Consider the following 18,055-nt stretch of genomic DNA (forward strand, 5'->3'; position numbering starts at 1 on the left):
GGCGGCGCGACGGCCGGCGGGGTCGGGCCCGGGACGGATGGGGTGGGGGCGGCCAGCGCCCACGGTGGGCGGGCGGCGAGCGGGATGCTGGCCAGGGTCGCGTCGCGGGCGTCGGCGGCGGCGCCGGCCAGCTCGGCGGCGCTGGTGTAGCGGTCCGCGGGGCGCTTGGCCAGCGCGCGGGCGACCACCGCCGCCACCGCTGGCGGGGTGTCCGACGGAAGCGGCGCTGGTTCCTCCTGGGCGTGCCGCAGCGCCACCGCGAGGGGGTTGTCGCCGTCGAACGGCGGCTGCCCGGCCAGGCAGAAGTACGCCACCGCGCCAAGCGCGTAGACGTCGGTGGCGGGGGAGACCCGCTGCCCGGTGGCCTGCTCGGGGGACATGTACGAGGCGGTGCCGAGCACCATGTTCGCGGCGGTGAGCCCGGCCATGGTGCTCGAGCGGGCGATGCCGAAGTCGACCAGCACCACCCGGCCGTCGGCCTTGACCAGCAGGTTGCCCGGCTTGACGTCCCGGTGCACGATGCCGGCGAGGTGGGCGGTGTGCAGCGCGTCCGCCGCCTGCGCCAGCACCGACATGGTGGTGGCCGGGTCCAGTCGACCCACCCCGCGCACCCGGGCGCTCAACGGCTCGCCCTCGACGTACTCCATCACCAGGTAGTCGACCCGGCTGCCGTCGGCGAGGGCGGTCTGCCCGACGTCGTGCACGGCGACCACGCCGGGATGCCGCAGCGCCGCCAGCATCCGCGCCTCGGCCCGGAACCGGGCGGTGAACTCCGGGTCGGCGACCAGCGACGGCAGCAGCACCTTCACCGCCACCTCGCGCTCCAGCATCACGTCGGTGCCGCGCCAGACCGCGCCCATCCCGCCCGTCGCCACCCGCTCTCCCAGCCGGTACCGGTCGCCGAGCAGCACTCCCCGTGTCAGCACTGGGCCACCGTACCGGCCGGCCCCGACGGGGATCGATCAACCCATGGGTCGCGGTCGAAGGCGAGCGAGCGGTCGTTCCACGCCGGGCCGACTACGCTGGCGAGGGTTCGTCCCACGGGGACTTCAGCGGCGAGGGGAGACGCGGCATGGCGTGGAGCTGGCGGTACGAGGGCACGGACGGCCAGACGGTCGAGGGACCGGCGGAGTCGTTCGGCAGCCAGGCCGACGCCGAATCCTGGATCGGTCAGACCTGGCGGGAGCTCGCGGCGTCCGGCGTCACCTCGGTCGCGCTCGTGGAGGACGACCGGGTGGACTACCGGATGAGCCTGCTGCCCACGGCCGAGTGATGGGCTACGACCGGCCGGGTGGGGAGCGGCTGGTGCTCGGGGTGCCGCGGGAGGCGTTCCGGCCCAGCCCGATTTTCCTCGGCCTGGTCGCCCTCTTCGCGGTCAGCGGGGTGCTGACCTGGAACGGGTACGGCAATGTCCGGTTCGACGTGTTCCTCTTCGTGGTTTCCGGGTGGCTGGTCTCGCTCTGCCTGCACGAGTACGCCCACGCGGTGGTGGCCTACCGCGCCGGCGACCGGGACATCGCCCACCGCGGCTACCTGACGCTCAACCCGTTGAAATACACCAACCCGCTGCTGTCGATCGTGCTGCCGGTGGCGGTGGTGCTGCTCGGCGGCATCGGCCTGCCCGGCGGTGCGGTGTGGGTGGACCGGCACGCCATCCCGGGCCGGCTGCGGCACACCCTGGTCAGCCTCGCCGGCCCGGCGACCAACGTGCTGTTCACGCTGGTGCTGGTGGCGGCGATACGGTTCGGCACCCAGACGGGCGGCCCGGTGGAGTTCTGGGCCGGCGTGGCGCTGCTGGCGTTCCTCCAGCTCACCGCGAGCGTGCTGAACCTGCTGCCGGTCCCCGGCCTGGACGGCGGCAACATGATCCAGCCGTGGCTCAACCCGCAGTGGCGCCGGATGTACGACCTGTTCGCCCCGTTCGGCTTCCTGCTGCTCTTCGCGTTGCTGTGGAACCCGCGCATCGGTGGCTGGTTCTTCGACGCGGTCTTCGCAGTGGGGGACCTGCTCGGCCTGCCCTCCTGGCTCTACGCCACCGGCCTCGAGCTGATCCGCTTCTGGCAGGGCTGATCGTCTCGGGCTGACCGACCCGGTCCGGCCGGCGCGGACCCGCGCCGACCGGACCGGACTGGCGTCAGGGCCGCTGAGCGGGCGACTCGGTCTTCGCCGGGTCGCGCTCGGTGACCGGCTCGACGATCTCGTCGATCGCCTTGAGCAGTTCGGCGTCGAGCTTCACCCCGGCCGCCTTCACGTTGTCGTGCACCTGCTCGGGGCGGGACGCGCCGATGATCGCCGAGGAGACGTTCGGGTTCTGCAACACCCACGCCACGGCGAGCTGGGCCATGCTCAGCCCGGCCTGCTCGGCCAGTGGCTTGAGCTGCTGGACCCGGGTCAGCATCTCGTCGGTCATGAACCGGGAGATGAAGCCGGCACCGGACTTCTCGTCGGTGGCCCGGGAACCGGCCGGCGGCGGTTGCCCCGGCAGGTACTTGCCGGACAGGACGCCCTGCGCCATCGGCGACCAGACGATCTGGCCGATGCCCAGCTCCTCGCTGGCCGGTACGACCTCGGCCTCGATGACCCGCCAGAGCATCGAGTACTGCGGCTGGTTGGAGACCAGCGGGATGTGCAGCTCCCGGGCGAGCGGGTGAGCGGCGCGCAGCTGCTCCGCGCTCCACTCGGAGACGCCGATGTAGTGCGCCTTGCCGGAGTGCACGACGTCGGCGAACGCCTCCATCGTCTCTTCCAGCGGCGTGCTGTGGTCGTACCGGTGGGCCTGGTACAGGTCCACGTAGTCGGTGCGCAGCCGGCGCAGCGAGCCGTTGATCGACTCCATGATGTGCTTGCGGGACAGGCCGCGGTCGTTGCGGCCCGGTCCGGTCGGCCAGTACACCTTGGTGAAGATTTCGAGGCCCTCGCGGCGCTCGTTCTGCAACGCCCGGCCGAGCACGTCCTCGGCCCGGGTGCCGGCGTACACGTCGGCGGTGTCGAAGGTGGTGATGCCCGCGTCGAGGGCGGCCCGGACGCAGGCGAACGCCGCGTCCTCCTCGACCTGCGAACCGTGGGTGATCCAGTTGCCGTACGAGATCTCGCTGACCATCAGGCCGGAGCGGCCCAGGTGTCGGAATTCCATGACTGGACCCTAGCCCTGCTGGTTTACGGGACTCTGAACGGCCGATCAGAGCACCGGGTTGGCGTCGGTGAGCAGCCGGTCGATCTCGGCCAGCACCGCGTCACGATCGCGGTGTACAGGGTCGATCAGCGGCTCGCCACGCCGGTCGAGCGCACCCCACCGCCCGGTGCTGCTGCCGACCAGGAACGCCACCGGGTGGATGACCAGCATCGGGTGCGCCGGCGGGACCAGTACGGTGCCGCTGCGGTCCACCACACCGCGCCTGCCGGCCACGTCGACCACGGCGAGGCCCTCGTCGGTGAAGCCGTCGACCTGCTGGCCGTCGGCCAGCTCGGTGGCGAAGCCGTGGTGCCGGGTCGGCACCACGATCCGGCCGGTCCGGTCGACCGCACCCCACCCCTCGCGCCGTACCGCGGCCACCCCACGGCGGAACGGTCGCACGTCGGCGAAACCGGGCCGAACCTGCACCTCCCCGGTCGCGTCGATCGCCTGCCAGCCGTTCGCGTTGTCCGCCACCCAGGCCAGGCCGTCGCTGAACGGGCGCGCCGCGCGGTAGGTCGGCGGGATCACCGTCGTACCGAGCAGGTTGATCAACGACCACCGGTCGGTGTCCGGCCGGCGGACCCAGGCCAACCCGTCGTGGAACGGCTGCGCCTCGGCGTACCGGGCGGGGATGACCAGGTCACCGTCCGCGTCGGTGTACCCCCACAGCGGTCCGTCCCGCCCCGGCAGCGGGGGCCGGTCACGGTCGAGTACCTCGTCCCGACCCCGGGGGTACGGCCCGAAGCCATCCGTCGCGGCCCGGGTGGTGACCGCGTCGAGGCCCACCCGGATCCGGTCCAGCAGGTCGGCGTCGCCGGCGCCGCGCAGGTCGAGCGCCTGCTCGAAGTGCTGGCAGGCCTCCATCAGCCGACCCTGGTCGTAGCAGGACCGACCGGCGTGTTCGTGCAGCGCGGCCCGCAGCCGGTCGGGCAGTTCGACGGAGTTGGCCTGGGCGAAGAGTTGGTCGGCCTCGGGGAAGTCCCCGCGCCAGCGCAGCACGTGGGCCAGCCGGGCCTGGGCCAGCGCGGTCCGGCGCAGCTCGCCGGTGGCCTCGGCGTAGGTGAGGGCGAGCCGGCCGTCGGCCAGCGCGTCGTCCAGGTCGCCGAGGATCCGGGAGGCCACCGCCCGAAGACTGAGCAGCCGAGCGCGGGACCGGTTGTCGGTGGCCGAGCCCAACTTCTCGGTCAGCCGCCGCCGGATCGCCCGTAGGTCGTCCGGCTCCGTCAGATCCTCGCGCAGGGTGACCGGGTCCAGTCGCCAGCGGTACGCCGCAAGGACCTGCTCCGGGTCGCCCTGGTCGGCCAGCGTCCGGCGGGGTGCCGCTGGCGGCGCCGTGTCGGGTGGCGCGGATACCGGCACGCTCTCCTCGGCTGACCCGTTCCGCGGCTCGGGAACTGCTGCGGCCGGCGGCCCGGAGACTGGCGGCCCGGAGACCGGCGGCGCGGAGACCGGTGTGGCGGACACCGGCGGCGCGGAGATCGGCGGTGCGGACACCGCCGCTGCCGGCGGAGCGGAGACGGATGCTGCGGGCGGTGCCGAGACCGGCGGTGCGGGCAGGTCGGAGACGGGCGGCGCGGAGACGGGCGGCGCCGGAACGGGGTGCTCCGCGTCGTGGTCGGTCGGCGCCGGTCGGGCCGGCGGCGCATCGGCAGCGGCCCAGTCGTCGGGTTGTGAACCGGCCGCCGGTCCGGCGGTGCTCGGACCGCCCGGCGCGTCGGACTGCGGGTCGGGCGGCGCGGCGGTCGCTTCGCCTGCCGGGTCGCGTTCGATCGGGTCGGTGTCCGCTCCGGGGGGTGCGGAGACCGGCCGGTCCACCTGCGCGTCGATCGGCGCCGACGTCGGCCGGTCCAGCGGCTCGGGGTCGGCGAGGCGATCGCCCTCCCAGTCGGCAGGTGTGTCGGACGTGGGCGTGCTCGGCGTGCCGGGGAACTGGTGGTCGGCCTCGGCGGCGGGTTCGGTCTGGAAGTGCCGCGTTCCGTCGCTCAGAGCAGCGGAGACCGGCCGGGAGGCATCGGTCGGTGTCGGCTCGTCGGTTGGCTGTGCGTCGTCGAGCAGGTCGTCCGCCCAGGTGCGGGGTGCACCGGAGACCGGGCGGACCGGCGGTGCCGAAACCGGGTGGACCGGCGGTCCGGAGACCGGGCGGGCCGGTGGCGCGGAAACCGGTCCGGGCGCCTCGGTCGGTATCCACCCGACCGCGGACTCCCGGTCGGCGCCGATGTCGTCGGTCCAGAGGTCACGGTCGCTGGAGACCGGTTCGGCCGGCGGTGCGGAGACCGGTCGCGCGGGCGGTGCGGAGACCGGTTGGGCCTGCGGTGCCGTTGCCGCGATGGCCGGCTCGACCGTCGCATCGGGGCGCGGGTCGGTCGCCCAGCCGTCGGCGGGCGGTTCGGTCACCGGTGTCGACGGGTCGTGCTCCGCTCTGGTGGGTGTCGAGGAGCCGGCCTGGCCGTCCGCAGGCCGATCGTCGGCCGCGTCGGTCGGTCGGCGGTCCGTCGCCGGCTCGTCCTGGTCGGACTCCTCCGCTTGGGCGGGGCTGAACCAGGCGGCCGGTCCACCGGTGACCGGAGCCTGGACCGGCTCCGGAGCGGGCGCCACCGGCGGTTCCGACGACGGCGGGGGTGGCACGTAGCGGCGCGGCCGGCCGGGAGTTATCGGAAGCACCGCATCGGCGTCCGCCGTGGGTGCCGGGTCGGCGGGTGCGGATGCCTGGGCCGTGGGTGCCGGGGTCGGCCGGGTGGCCGGCGGTTCCGGGGCCTGCCAGGTGGGCGGCGGCGCGACCGGCGGGCGCGCGTCCCCCGACGGGGCAGACCGCTCCGGCGGTGTCGGGCGGCGGTCCGTGGTCGGCTTCCCGCCGGGCCGCTGGTCGGCTGGGCGGTCGTCGGTGCCCGGACCGGGGTAACGCGGCGGCGCGGTGGGCCGCGCGCCGGCCGTCGGTGCCGGTTCGGTCGGCGTCCGGTGCTCGGGAGGCAGCGGGCCGGGGCGCTCGTCGGGCAGCGGCGGGTCCACCGGCGCGGGCAGGTACTCCAGCCGCAGCCGGGCGGCCGGCGGACCCGAGACGGGTACGTCCGTCGCCGGGGAGACCGGGGCCGCCGACACCGGCCGGTCCCGATCCGGGCGACCGGGCGGGGTGTGGTCCGCCGGTCGGCGCTCGTGGTCAGTCGGCGCGGGAGAGATCGGGGCGGTCGAGATGGGCCGGTCCCGGCCGGGCGCGGCGGGGGAGACGGGTGCCGGCGACACCGGTCGCTCCGGGGAGAGCGGGGCGGTCCGGCCGGAGGTGGCCGGTGCGGGCGGAGCCGTGGCGGCGGGGCGTGCCGGCCGGTCGTCGTACCGGGACGGCGCGGTCGGAGGCCTCTCGGGCCGGGTGGCCGGCCGCGACGCGAGGCCGGAGTCGGCGGTGCGCTGCGGTTCGGCGGTCTGGTGCGGCTCGGCACGGTAGCCCGCCTCGCGCGTGCGGTCCGGGCGCACCGGACCCGGCGGTGGCCAGGGCAGGCCGCCGTCCGGTCGGTGGCCCGGCTGCGACCGCGGCTCGCGGTAGGCCTCCTCGCGGTAGGCCTCCGGCCGGGTCTCCTCGCGGGGGCGCCGGTCCGGGTACGCCTCGGCGCGGGCCGCCGCATCGCGGGGCTGCTGCCGGTGCGGGTCGGCGTCGGGTCGACGCCGCTCGTCGTCCCGGCGTGGTTGACCAGGCGTCTCCTGTTCGGGCTGGCGGCGGCGTCCACCGTCGGGTGTCTGCGGCGCGCTGACCCGCTCGTCGGGCTGGTACCGCCGCTCGCTGGGCGCGCCGACTCCGGCGTCCGTGCGGGCTCGCGCCGCCGGCCGCGCCTCGTCGGAAGCCCGGTCGGGGCGGCGCGCGTCGTCCGTACTCCGCTCGGGGCGGCGGGCGTCCTCGGCGGCCCGGTCGGGGTACCGGTCGTCGCGGTAGAGCGAGCGACCGTCCACAGGCGCCCACTGGCCGGCCCCGTCGGCGGCCCAGCCGTCGGCCGTCCGGCCGTCGCGGCCCCGGTTGGGCCGGTTGCCGTACCCGTCGTCGGGGTGCCGGTCGTATCCGGCGGCCGGTCGCTCCTGCGTGCCGCGCCGACGTGGCGCCTCCTCCGGCTCCGGCACCCAGCCGGGCTGGGTCCGCGGTGCGGGGGACACCGGTGGCGCCGACGAGTGCCCCGGGTCCCGGTCGGCCGGCTCGTGCCGGGGTCGGCGGGTGTCGTACCGCTCGGCGGGCTGGTCCCGGTGCCAGGCGGCCTCCCGGGCCGGTCCCCGGTCGTCACTGGGGCGCCGGTCGGACCAGGCGGTCCGCCGGTCGGACTCGGGGGAACGGCGATCGTCGCGCCGAGGCGGCTCGGGCAGCGGCCGGCGGTACGGCTCGTGGTCGTAACGCGGGGCCTCCGCCTCGGGCCGGCCGTAGGCGGAGGCGTCGGCCGGCCGCTCGTCGCCCTGGGACCGGCCGAAGGTCGGCGTCTCGGCCGGCTCCTCGTCCGCCCAGGACCGGCCGAGGTAGGTGCCGTCCGGGCGGGTGGGTGCGAGCGGCGGCACCTCGGTACGGCCGACCACGGTCGCCCGGCCGCGCGGCGGCGGGGGCGGCTGGTGGGACAGGCCGATGTCGCCGGGGTAGCGCTGGCCGGGAAACTGGGGATGCCACTCGGTGGTCGGTTCAACCACCCAGGACGGTTCGTTCGGGTCCCGCCACCGGTCGGTGTAGCGGCCGTTCATCCGCCGAACCCGTCGCCAAGCCCGGCCGGTCGGCCGATCTCCAGAGGAGGCGGGCCGTCCGCGTGCGCGCCCCGGTGACCGCGGGGCGTCCGGTCGCCGCCTGCCACGCCCCGGTGGCCGGCTCGCGTCCGCTCGCTCACGGCGTTGTCACCTCGTTGCAAATTGTCGCGCTGGGGCCTCGCGTGCCGGTCAAGTCGCCCATTCCGGCAGGGCGTGGCTGCGGATGGAGGGTAACGGCGTGGGCTCGCTCACCGCCACTGTGGTACTGCCCACGGGCGCAAACGTTATCCTACTGTTTCGGACATTTGGGCCGATAACCGAATCTGGTTTCCGACGATACCCCACCCGCCGGTGGAGCGGCCCGGGCGGGACCGGCCGCGCTCGATCAGGGGTGTTCCATGACGAGTACGGCGAAGGTGCCGGGAACCAACGCCTCGTAGGCGTGCGGGGCGTCGCCGGGGAACGTCGCGTAGTCGCCCGGGCCGAGGTCGACCGTGCCCTCCTTGGGGCCTACCCGCAGGCGGCCGGCGGCGACCACCACGTGCTCGACGCTGCGGGGGGTGTGCCCTTCCGCGGCCCGGACCGCGCCCGGCTCCAACTCGATCAGGTAGATGTCCCGGCGCAGGTGCGCCGCTCCGGCGCTGAGCAGCGTGCCGGTGAAGTCGGCCTGCTCGGAGCGGACCCGTGGCCCGTCTCCGGCCCGGATCACCCGGATGCCGTCGTCGGCCGGCTCAACCAGCCGGCTGAACGGCACGCCGAGCGCCACGCCGAGCGCCCAGAGCGTCTCCACGCTCGGGTTCCCGGTCCCCGACTCCAGTTGGGAGAGGGTGGACTTGGCAACTCCCGCCCGGCGGGCGAGCTCGGTCAGCGAGATGCCGACCCGGTCCCGTTCCCGGCGCAGAGCGGCGGCGATGGTGGCCAGGGGAGCGGCCGGTTCGGGAGGCATGCGTTCGCTCCATCGGATCTACGTTCGGTTTGACGAACACCGGTCATCTGTTCACCATGGTGAACCATGCGTACGGTACAACGAACAGCCGACGCCCGGATGCTTCGCGACGTGCTTGCTCTCGGTGCGGCCATGATCGCGGTGGGTGCCTCGTTCGGGGCGGTGGCGGTCGCCGCCGGGCTACCCGTGTGGGCCACCCTGACCATGTCCGCGGTCCTCTACGCCGGCGGCGCGCAGTTCATGGCGGTCGGCCTGGTGGCCGCCGGCAGCCCACTGGCCGCCGTGCTGGCCGGGCTGCTGCTCAACGCCCGGCACCTGCCGTTCGGCCTCGCCCTCGGTGACAGCCTCGGCCCCCGGCTGCGGCACCGGCTGCTCGGCAGTCACCTGATGACCGACGAGACGACCGCGCTCACCCTGGCCCAACCGGCCGGCCAAGCTCGGCGGCGAGCGTTCTGGCTGGCCGGCACGCTGCTCTTCCTGGCCTGGAACGTCGGCACCCTGCTCGGCGTGCTCGCCGGTGACGCGATCGGCGACCCGGCCGCGCTGGGCCTGGACGCCGCCTTCCCCGCCGGATTGATCGCGCTGCTGCTGCCGTCCCTGCGTGACCGGGACACCCGGCAGGCGGCGTTGGCCGGGGCCGCGCTGGCGGTCGTGGCCACGCCGGTGCTGCCGGCCGGGCTGCCGGTGCTGCTCGCGCTCGCCGGCCCGGCTGCCATCGCCTTCCGCCGTCGGCCGCCTCCGAGCGGCGACGCCAACCCCGCCCCGCCCGCGCCCAGCGGGGTCGAGCAGACCGGGGAGGGGCCGCGCCCGGCCGCGGCCGAACCGGTGGGCGTCGAACAGGCCCGCCCGGCTGCGTCCGCACCTCTCGGCGTGGAGCGCACCGGGGAGGTGCCGTGCTGATCGCGGTGATCCTGGCGTTGGCCGCCGGAACCTATGGCTTCCGGCTGGCCGGTGTGCTGCTGCGGGACCGGCTGGAACTTCCGGAGTGGGCCCGGCGACTGTTGCCGGTGGGTGCCGCCGCGTTGCTGGCCGCGCTGGCCGCCACCGCGGCGCTGACCGAGGCCGGCCGGTTCGCCGGCTGGGCGCGCCCGGCCGGGGTGCTGGTCGGCGTGCTGCTCGCCTGGCGGCGGGTGCCGTTCGTGCTGGTGGTGGTCGGCGCGGCCGCCACCACGGCGGTGCTGCGTCTGCTCGGGGTGGCCTGAGCCGGGGTCAGACCTTGTCGCCGAGCTTGACCTGGGGGGCCGGGGCGCGCATCCGCCGGAAGGTGATCGAGCGCATGACCGCGTAGAGGTAGAGCGAACCCATCCGCTGGCCGGTCTTCGGGAAGCGCGCCCGGACCAGCTTGTTGATCTTGCGGCAGATGAGCACCGAGTCGACGACCACGCCCAGCGCCAGCGCACCCCAGAGCACGTTGGAGATCAGCCGGACCAGCGGAGGCATCGCCGCGTTCGACCCGATCAGCACGATCAGTGCGCCGCCGAAGAACCAGGTGCCGACAGTACGCCGGGAGTCGACCACGTTGCGGGCCAGCAGCCGCTCCGGGCCGCGGTCGCGGGGGCCGCCCTCGCGGCGGAACTCCGACGCGGCCTCGGCACGCAACTGACGGCGGCGCTCCCGCTCCTCCTGCTTGTTCAGGGGGCGGGTGGGGCCGGCCGGGCGACGGCCGACGGTTGGCCGCTTCGGCGTCTCCCGACCCTTGGCCGGGGTGTAGCCCCGGGACCGCTCGGCGGTTTCCTCGGGGGTCACCGAGGTGACGGCCTCGTCGACGAGGTCGGTGGACTTGCGGCGAAAGAGCGACGGCACGCGGCAAGGGTAGCCAACGGTTCGCGCCCGGTGCACATCGCGGTGCACCGGGCGCGAACGGAAGGTGTTCGAGGTTACGGACGCTCGGCGTGCGCGCCCAGGTCGGCGAGCTTCGCCTCGAAGTCCTCGTAGCCCCGGTTGATCAGGTCGACGCCGTACACCCGGGAGGTGCCCTCGGCCGCGAGCGCCGCGATCAGGTGGCTGAAGCCGGCCCGCAGGTCCGGGATGACCAGGTCGGCGGCGTGCAGCTTGCTCGGCCCGGCGATGACCGCCGAGTGCTTGAAGTTGCGCCGGCCGAAGCGGCACGGGGTGCCGCCGAGGCAATCCCGGTAGACCTGGATGTTGGCACCCATCGAGTTCAGCGCCTCGGTGTAGCCCAACCGCTGCTCGTAGACCGTCTCGTGGACGATCGACAGCCCGCGGGCCTGGGTGAGCGCCACGACCAACGGCTGCTGCCAGTCGGTCATGAAGCCGGGGTGCACGTCGGTCTCCAGCGCCACCGCGTTCAGCTCGCCGCCCGGGTGCCAGAACCGGATGCCACCCTCCTGGCCGAGATCGCCCAGCTTCGGCGGCCGGGCGTCGGTGACCTCGTACTCGCCACCGACCGACCGGAAGATGTTCAGGAAGGTCATCATGTCGGCCTGCTGCGCGCCGAGCACCTCGACGTGACCGCGGGTGGCCAGAGCCGCCGCAGCCCAGCTAGCCGCCTCGATCCGGTCCGGGATCGGCCGGTGGGTGTAGCCGTGCAGCTTCGGCACGCCCTGGATCTCGATCACCCGGTCGGTGTGCACCTTGATGATCGCGCCCATCTTCTGCAGGATGCAGATGAGGTCGATGATCTCCGGCTCCACCGCGGCGTTGCGCAGCTCGGTCACGCCCTCGGCCATCACCGCGGTCAGCAGCACCTGCTCGGTGGCGCCGACACTCGGGTACGGCAGGGCGAACTTCGTCCCGTGCAGTCCGTTCGGCGCGGACAGGTGCAGCCCTTCGGGCCGCTTGTCGACCGTGGCGCCGAACTCGCGCAGCGCCTGCAGGTGGAAGTCGATCGGGCGCGGGCCGATGTGGCAGCCGCCAAGGTCCGGGATGAACGCGTGCCCGAGCCGGTGCAGCAGCGGGCCGCAGAACAGGATCGGGATCCGGCTGGAGCCGGCGTGCACGTTGATCTGGTCGGTGCTGGCGCTCTCCACGTTCGCGGGATCGAAGACGAGCTCGCCGTCCTCGTCGCCGTCGGTCACCTTGACGCCGTGCAGGCCGAGCAGACCCCGGACCACCTCGACGTCACGGATCTTCGGCACGTCGAACAGCCGGCTCGGGCTGTCGCCGAGCAGCGCGGCGACCATCGCCTTCGAAACCAGGTTTTTCGCGCCTCGCACGCGGATCCGCCCTTCAAGCGGAGTGCCTCCGTGCACGACCAGGACGTCGTCGGTCAACGCAACCTCCAGCATGTCGGTGCTGCCGTGTTGATGGTGGGGAGTCTGAACACTGTCGCTACCCCGGATGCGGCCATATCGAAATGGCCCGCTTGCGTCGTCGCTCCGGCAGCATAGCCCTCGGTGACGAAAAACGACTCGGTCACATCGGCGTGTGTGGCATTAATCGGTGATCAGGCACTTTTGCGTACCAACGACGCTACGGATAGTGATCAGCTCGCGGTCGGCGGCGGGGTGTCCGCGCCGGGCAGGGCGAGCATTTGATCCAGCGCCACCCGCGCGTGGTACGCGGTGTCGGGGTCCACCGTGATCTGGTTGGCCACCCGGCCCGCGACCAGCTCCTCCAGCGCCCAGACCAGGTGCGGCAGGTCGATCCGGTTCATCGTCGAGCAGTAGCAGACGGCCTTGTCCAGGAACATGATCTGCTTGTCCGGGTGCGCCAGCGCCAGCCGGCGGACCAGGTTCAGCTCGGTGCCGAGCGCCCACGCCGAGCCGGTCGGAGCCGCCTCGATGGTCTTGATGATGTACTCGGTCGAGCCGACGTAGTCGGCGGCCGTGACCACCTCGTGCCGGCACTCCGGGTGGACCAGCACGTTGACCCCGGGCACCCGCTCCCGTACGTCGTTGACGCTCTCCAGGGTGAAGCGGCCGTGCACCGAGCAGTGCCCCCGCCAGAGGATCATCTTGGCGTCCCGCAGCTGCTCGGCGGTGAGCCCGCCGCCCGGCTTGTGCGGGTCGTAGAGGACGCAGTCGTCCAGCGACAGGCCCATCTCCAGCACCGCCGTGTTGCGGCCCAGGTGCTGGTCGGGCAGGAAGAGCACCTTCGACCCCTGCTCGTACGCCCAGTCCAGGGCGCGCTTGGCGTTGGAGGAGGTGCAGACCACGCCACCGTTTCGGCCGACGAAGCCCTTGATGTCGGCCGAGGAGTTCATGTACGTCACCGGCACGGTCTCGCCGGCGATGCCCAGTTCGGTCAGCGTGTCCCAGGCGGCCTCGACCTGGCCCAGCACGGCCATGTCCGCCATCGAGCAGCCCGCCGCCAGGTCGGGCAGGATCACCCGCTGGGCGTCGGTGGTGAGGATGTCGGCGCTCTCGGCCATGAAGTGCACACCGCAGAACACGATGTACTCCGCGTCCGGACGGGCCGCGGCCTCCCGGGCCAGCTTGAACGAGTCGCCGGTCACGTCCGCGAACTGGATCACCTCGTCGCGCTGGTAGTGGTGCCCCAGCACGAAGACCTTGCTGCCCAGCTTCGCCTTCGCCGCCGTGGCGCGGGCCACCAGATCGGGGTCGCTGGGCGCCGGCAGGTCGCCCGGACACTCGACGCCGCGCTCGGTGTCGGGGTCGCTGCCCCGACCGAGCAGCAGCAGAGCCGTCGCCGTGTTGGAGGGTTCCACCCAGGTCGAAGTCACGTGGTCCATGGTCCCACAGCGCGAGCGCGACGCGGCTTCCGTCGGTGTGGGCTGCCACACTGCTCGGCATGCGTGTGCTGCTCTGTCCGGACAAGTTCGCCGGCACCCTGCCCGCACCGGAGGTGGCCGCCGCGGTGGCCGCCGGCTGGCGCACCGTCGCCGCCGGCGACGACCTGCTGATCCGGCCACTCGCCGACGGTGGGCCGGGCTTCGTGGAGGTGCTCGCCGAGGCCATCGGTGGCCGGCGGGTGCCGGTGCGGACGGTCGACCCACTGGGCCGGCCGGCGGCCGGTGAGATCCTGCTCACCGCCGACGGCGCGACCGCCTACCTGGAGAGCGCCCAGGCGTGCGGGCTGCACCTGCTCGCCACCGCCGAACGTGACCCGAAGGCCACCACGTCGTACGGCCTGGGCCTGCTGGTGGCCGCTGCGGTGGAGAGCGGCGCCCGGACGGTGGTGATCGGGCTGGGCGGCTCCGGCACCAACGACGGCGGCGCCGGGATGCTCACGGCGCTCGGCGTCACCCCGCTGGACGAGGCGGGCCGCGCCCTGCCGTACGGCGGAGCGGCGCTGGCCGCGGTCGCCGCGCTGGACGGCGCGCCCCGGCTGCGCGGCACCCGGTTGATCGCCGCCACCGACGTGGACAACCCGCTGCTCGGCCTGCACGGCGCCAGCAGCGTGTTCGGCCCGCAGAAGGGTGCCGACCGGGCCGATGTGCTGCTGCTCGACGCCGCCCTGGAGCGCTTCGCGGCGGTGCTGGAGCGGGACCTGCCCGGCTGCCCGCCGGGGCTCGGCGGACTGCCCGGTGGCGGAGCCGCCGGCGGCATCGGCGCGGCCCTGCTCGCCCTGGGCGGTGGCTGCGAGTCGGGCATCGGCCTGGTCACCAGGGCCACCGGGCTGGACGCCGCACTGGACACCGCCGACCTCGTGATCACCGGTGAGGGGTCCTTCGACCACCAGTCGCTGCGCGGGAAGGTGGTCGCCGGGGTGGCGGGCGCCGCCCGGGACCGGGGGGTCCCCTGCGTGGTGGTGGCCGGGCAGGTGAGCACCGGCCGGCGGGAGGCCGCCTCGGCGGGGGTGACCGACGCGTACAGCCTGGTCGACCACTTCGGCGGGGAGGAGGGCGGCGGGCTGGCCGCCGCGATGAGCCGGCCCACCGACGGGCTGCGCGAGCTGGGTGCCCGACTGGCCCGGCAGTGGAGCCGCTGAGCGCTCAGGCCGCGCGCCCGACCCGGCTGCGACCGGGACTACCTGCGGCGGGGGTCACGCCACGCGGGTGAGTCCGGCCGGCGCGGCGTACGATCGGAAAAGGACCACAACCGGGAATCACTGGACGGCGTGCGGCGTTGGCCAGTGCGTCCGGACCCATACCGCGCAGGGAGACTTCCACGTGACCACGCCAGCGCAGACCGAGTCGACCGAGGCCCAGGCCGCCCCTACTTCCGTCGTCCTCACCGACGTCGCGGCGCAGAAGGTCAAGGCCCTGATCGAGCAGGAGGGCCGCGACGACCTGCGGCTCCGGGTCGCGGTGCAGCCGGGCGGCTGCTCCGGCCTGCGGTACCAGCTCTTCTTCGACGAGCGTTCGCTCGACGGTGACGTCGTCACCGATTTCGGTGGTGTTGAGGTCGTCGTCGACCGGATGAGCGCCCCGTACCTTTCCGGCGCGACGATCGACTTCGCTGACCGGATCGACGCCCAGGGCTTCACCATCGACAACCCCAACGCGGGCAACTCCTGCGCCTGCGGCGACTCGTTCAACTGAGTCGCGCCATACGCACCAACACGACGGGGCCGTCCTTCGGGACGGCCCCGTCGTCGTTCTGGGAGTGGTGACCGGCGGGGGTGGGAGCGGTCTCGGGACGGCGCCCGCCGGGCGGTTACCGGGCGGTTGCCGTTGTCCGACCGAGCGGACACCGCCGGATGGCCGGGCCGGTAGGCTGACCGCGCCCTGCTCCCGACCCCGAGGGTTGACATGAAGATCGCCGTCACTGGCTCGATCGCCACCGATCACCTGATGAGCTTCCCCGGTCGCTTCGCCGACCAGCTCATCGCCGATCAACTGCACAAGGTTTCCCTCTCCTTCCTGGTGGATGACCTGGTGCTCCGCCGCGGCGGCGTGGCGGCGAACATCTCCTTCGGCATGGGACAGCTCGGGCTGCGCCCGGTGCTGCTCGGCGCGGTGGGCGCCGACTTCGCCGACTACCGCTCCTGGCTGGAACGGCACGGAGTGGACTGCGACTCCGTGCACATCAGCGAGGTGGCCCACACCGCACGGTTCGTCTGCACCACCGACACCGACATGTGCCAGATCGCGTCGTTCTACGCCGGCGCGATGAGTGAGGCACGCAACATCGAGCTGTCCCCGGTTGCCGACCGGCTCGGCGGACTGGACCTGGTGCTGGTCAGCGCCAACGACCCGGAGGCGATGCTGCGCCACTCGGCCGAGTGCCGCACCCGCGGGTACGCGTTCGCCGCCGACCCCTCCCAGCAGCTCGCCCGGATGCCCGGCGAGGACGTGGTGGCGCTGATCGAGGGCGCCGAGTACCTGATGACCAACGACTACGAGAAGTCGCTGCTGCAGAGCAAGGCCGGGCTGAGCGACGACCAGCTGCTCGACCTGGTCAAGGTGCGGGTCACCACGCTGGGCAAGCACGGCGTGGAGATCGCCGGGCGCGGCATCGACCCGATCCACGTGCCGATCGCGCGGGAGATCCGGGCGGTCGACCCGACCGGGGTGGGCGACGGCTTCCGCGCCGGCTTCTTCACCGCGCTCTCCTGGGGGCTCGGCCTTGAGCGGGCCGCCCAGGTCGGCTCGCTGCTGGCCACGCTGGTCCTGGAGACCGTCGGCACCCAGGAGTACGAGGTCCGCCGCGACCTGTTCGTGAAGCGCCTCGCCGAGTCCTACGGCGACACCGCCGCCGACGAGATCCGCCCCCACCTCCTGCCCTGACCCGTACCCCCGCACTCCGTGGTCTTGCACGTTGTGACGCCGATCCGCGCTTCAGGTGCGTTTCGCCGGGCGGAACTGCGAGATCGCGGGGTGCGGCGGGTCAGTGGGCGCGGCGGATGTCGTAGGCGGGGCCGTCGGGGCCGGTGATGGCGGCGAGGAACTCCTGACCGCGCATCCGGCACCAGGCGGGGATGTCCACCGCGGCGGCTGGATCGTCGGCGAGCACCCGGACGACCGTGCCGACCGGCACCTGGGGCATCCGTCGGGCCGCCGCGATCACCGGCAGCGGACAGCGCTGGCCCCGGCAGTCGAGGATCTCGTCCGGCATCGTCACCGCCCCATTCTCCCGTTCCCACGCCGTGCCGTCCCGCCCGTAGCCGTCCCGCCCGTGGCCCGCCCGCGCGGCGCCGGGGGAGCGGTAGCGGTCACAGCCCCACCACCCCGGCCTCGGCGCGCAGGTCGGCGACGATCCCGGGCAGTTCGGCGAGGAACCTCTCGACGTCCGCCTCGGTCGTCTCCCGGTGCAGGCTGACCCGGACGTTGCCGTGCGAGAGCACCCCCATCGCCTCCAGCACGTGCGACGGGCGCAGCGTGGACGAGGTGCAGGACGAGCCGGACGACACGGCGAAGCCGCGCCGGTCCAGCGCGTGCAGCAGCGCCTCGCCGTCGACGTACAGGCAGGAGAAGGTCACCAGGTGAGGGAGCCGGAGCACCGGGTCACCGACCACCTCGACGTCGGGCACCTCCGCCGGCACCCGCGCCCGGATCCGATCCACCAGCGCCGCCAGCCGGCTCTCCTCGGCCGCGGCGTCGGCCGCCGCCGCGCGCAGGCTCGCCGCCGCCGCCACCACCGCGGGCAGGTTCACCGAGCCGGGGGTACGTCCGCCCTCCCGCTCGTCGGCCGGCCAGGGTGACTCCCAGCGGGTGCCCTTGCGGACCGCCAGCAACCCCACCCCGGGCGGGCCGCCCCACTTGTGTGCGCTGGCGCTGAGCACCGACCAGCCCGCCGGCAGGGGTACCCGGCCGACCGACTGCGCGGCGTCGACGTACAGCGGCACCCCGGCGTCGGCGCACGCGGCGGCCGCCTCGGCCACCGGTTGTACGGTGCCCACCTCGTGACTGGCGGTGATCAGTGCGGCCAGCGCGACGCCGGGGGCCTGGACCGCGTCCGACCAGGCGGTCAGGTCCAGCCGGCCCAGCCGGTCGACCGGCACCGGGTTGGCGCTGCCGCCAGCTGCCACGTGCCGCTCCGCGGCGTGCAGCACGGCGGAGTGCTCGATCGCCGAGTGCACCAGCGTGGACCCGACCCGGTGCCGCCCGGCCAGGCCACCGAGCACAGCGCCGTGGGCGGCCGTCGTACCGCTGGGGGTGAAGGACAGTTCGTCGGCGCGGACGCCGAGCGTCTGCGCGGTGGCCTCGCGGGCGGCGTCGAGCAGTTGCCGGGCCCGACGGGCCTGGGTGTAGAGCTTGCCGGGGTCGGCCCAGCCGTCGTCGAGGGCGGCCATCAGCGCCTGCCGGGCGACCGGGTGCAGCGGCGCGGCGGTCGCCGCGTCCAGGTAGACCGAGGGTGCACTCACTGATCCGCCTTTTGTTCGCGACTGTGGGGCTCGCAACCCCGGCTCACTCCTCGCACTCACGG

At 74.1% G+C, this 18,055-nt stretch carries 15 protein-coding genes and 1 pseudogene; 7 read left to right on the forward strand and 9 right to left on the reverse strand.

The features are described from left to right. Positions 1-122: 122 nt before the first annotated feature. Positions 123-926, reverse strand: a pseudogene (locus ABZV00_RS12190) (serine/threonine-protein kinase); the annotation flags it as partial. 146 nt (positions 927-1,072) lie between these two features. On the opposite strand from ABZV00_RS12190, the gene ABZV00_RS12195 reads away from it, so the two are divergent. Both ABZV00_RS12195 and ABZV00_RS12200 read left to right on the forward strand, forming a co-directional pair. Continuing rightward, on the forward strand, positions 1,073-1,273 hold the full coding sequence (locus ABZV00_RS12195) for a hypothetical protein (RefSeq protein WP_007463228.1): 201 nt from the start codon (positions 1,073-1,075) through the stop codon (positions 1,271-1,273). Next, positions 1,273-2,070 carry a site-2 protease family protein gene (locus ABZV00_RS12200; protein WP_355604849.1) on the forward strand — a complete coding sequence of 266 codons (798 nt, stop codon included), beginning with the start codon at positions 1,273-1,275 and terminating at the stop codon, positions 2,068-2,070. The genes ABZV00_RS12195 and ABZV00_RS12200 overlap by 1 nt, the downstream gene beginning before the upstream one ends. A 64-nt stretch (positions 2,071-2,134) precedes the next feature. Here the strand turns inward: ABZV00_RS12200 and ABZV00_RS12205 are convergent, their stop codons facing one another. The 3 genes from ABZV00_RS12205 to ABZV00_RS12215 form a co-directional block, all read right to left on the reverse strand. Further along, complete coding sequence (locus ABZV00_RS12205) at positions 2,135-3,133, reverse strand: aldo/keto reductase family protein (protein WP_355604852.1); 999 nt, start codon at positions 3,131-3,133, stop codon at positions 2,135-2,137. Between the two features lie 45 nt (positions 3,134-3,178). Next, positions 3,179-7,876, reverse strand: a complete 4,698-nt coding sequence (locus ABZV00_RS12210) for a WG repeat-containing protein (RefSeq protein ID WP_355604855.1) — start codon at positions 7,874-7,876, stop codon at positions 3,179-3,181. Between the two features lie 385 nt (positions 7,877-8,261). Continuing rightward, positions 8,262-8,822, reverse strand: a complete 561-nt coding sequence (locus ABZV00_RS12215; protein ID WP_328418971.1) for an XRE family transcriptional regulator — start codon at positions 8,820-8,822, stop codon at positions 8,262-8,264. A 66-nt stretch (positions 8,823-8,888) separates the two neighbouring features. Here ABZV00_RS12215 and ABZV00_RS12220 point away from each other — a divergent pair, with 66 nt between their 5' ends. Continuing rightward, positions 8,889-9,722: an AzlC family ABC transporter permease gene (locus tag ABZV00_RS12220; RefSeq protein WP_355604858.1), complete on the forward strand. Its 834-nt coding sequence runs from the start codon at positions 8,889-8,891 to the stop codon at positions 9,720-9,722. Beyond that, complete coding sequence (locus ABZV00_RS12225) at positions 9,716-10,024, forward strand: AzlD domain-containing protein (protein WP_328418969.1); 309 nt, start codon at positions 9,716-9,718, stop codon at positions 10,022-10,024. Before ABZV00_RS12220 ends, ABZV00_RS12225 begins: the two co-directional genes overlap by 7 nt. Positions 10,025-10,031: 7 nt before the next feature. On the opposite strand, the gene ABZV00_RS12230 is transcribed toward ABZV00_RS12225, so the two are convergent. The 3 genes from ABZV00_RS12230 to nadA all read right to left on the reverse strand — a co-directional run bounded on the left by ABZV00_RS12230 (position 10,032) and on the right by nadA (position 13,467). Beyond that, a complete protein-coding gene (locus ABZV00_RS12230) occupies positions 10,032-10,625 on the reverse strand; it encodes a DUF3043 domain-containing protein (RefSeq protein WP_355604862.1) in 594 nt (197 codons plus the stop codon). A 74-nt stretch (positions 10,626-10,699) separates the two neighbouring features. After that, positions 10,700-12,055: a UDP-N-acetylglucosamine 1-carboxyvinyltransferase gene (gene murA, locus ABZV00_RS12235; protein WP_328418967.1), complete on the reverse strand. Its 1,356-nt coding sequence runs from the start codon at positions 12,053-12,055 to the stop codon at positions 10,700-10,702. A gap of 212 nt (positions 12,056-12,267) precedes the next feature. Beyond that, the gene (gene nadA, locus ABZV00_RS12240; protein ID WP_355604865.1) at positions 12,268-13,467 is read right to left on the reverse strand and encodes a quinolinate synthase NadA; all 1,200 of its coding nucleotides are present in this window, start codon (positions 13,465-13,467) and stop codon (positions 12,268-12,270) included. A 68-nt stretch (positions 13,468-13,535) separates the two neighbouring features. On the opposite strand from nadA, the gene ABZV00_RS12245 reads away from it, so the two are divergent. The 3 genes from ABZV00_RS12245 (at position 13,536) to ABZV00_RS12255 (ending at position 16,416) form a co-directional block, all read left to right on the forward strand. Further along, positions 13,536-14,675 carry a glycerate kinase gene (locus ABZV00_RS12245; protein WP_355604868.1) on the forward strand — a complete coding sequence of 380 codons (1,140 nt, stop codon included), beginning with the start codon at positions 13,536-13,538 and terminating at the stop codon, positions 14,673-14,675. 181 nt (positions 14,676-14,856) lie between these two features. Continuing rightward, positions 14,857-15,228 (forward strand): iron-sulfur cluster insertion protein ErpA, encoded by a 372-nt coding sequence (gene erpA / locus ABZV00_RS12250; RefSeq protein ID WP_328418964.1) that lies wholly within the window; start codon positions 14,857-14,859, stop codon positions 15,226-15,228. A gap of 210 nt (positions 15,229-15,438) precedes the next feature. Further along, complete coding sequence (locus tag ABZV00_RS12255; RefSeq protein ID WP_355604870.1) at positions 15,439-16,416, forward strand: carbohydrate kinase family protein; 978 nt, start codon at positions 15,439-15,441, stop codon at positions 16,414-16,416. A gap of 100 nt (positions 16,417-16,516) precedes the next feature. On the opposite strand, the gene ABZV00_RS12260 is transcribed toward ABZV00_RS12255, so the two are convergent. Both ABZV00_RS12260 and ABZV00_RS12265 read right to left on the reverse strand, forming a co-directional pair. Continuing rightward, positions 16,517-16,750 (reverse strand): sulfurtransferase TusA family protein, encoded by a 234-nt coding sequence (locus tag ABZV00_RS12260; protein WP_355604873.1) that lies wholly within the window; start codon positions 16,748-16,750, stop codon positions 16,517-16,519. Between the two features lie 91 nt (positions 16,751-16,841). Then, positions 16,842-17,993, reverse strand: coding sequence for an aminotransferase class V-fold PLP-dependent enzyme (locus ABZV00_RS12265; RefSeq protein ID WP_328418961.1), 1,152 nt, complete (start codon positions 17,991-17,993; stop codon positions 16,842-16,844). Positions 17,994-18,055: the final 62 nt, after the last annotated feature.

This window comes from Micromonospora sp. NPDC005173 (assembly GCF_040608515.1).
In the GTDB taxonomy this organism is placed as follows: Bacteria; Actinomycetota; Actinomycetes; order Mycobacteriales; family Micromonosporaceae; genus Micromonospora.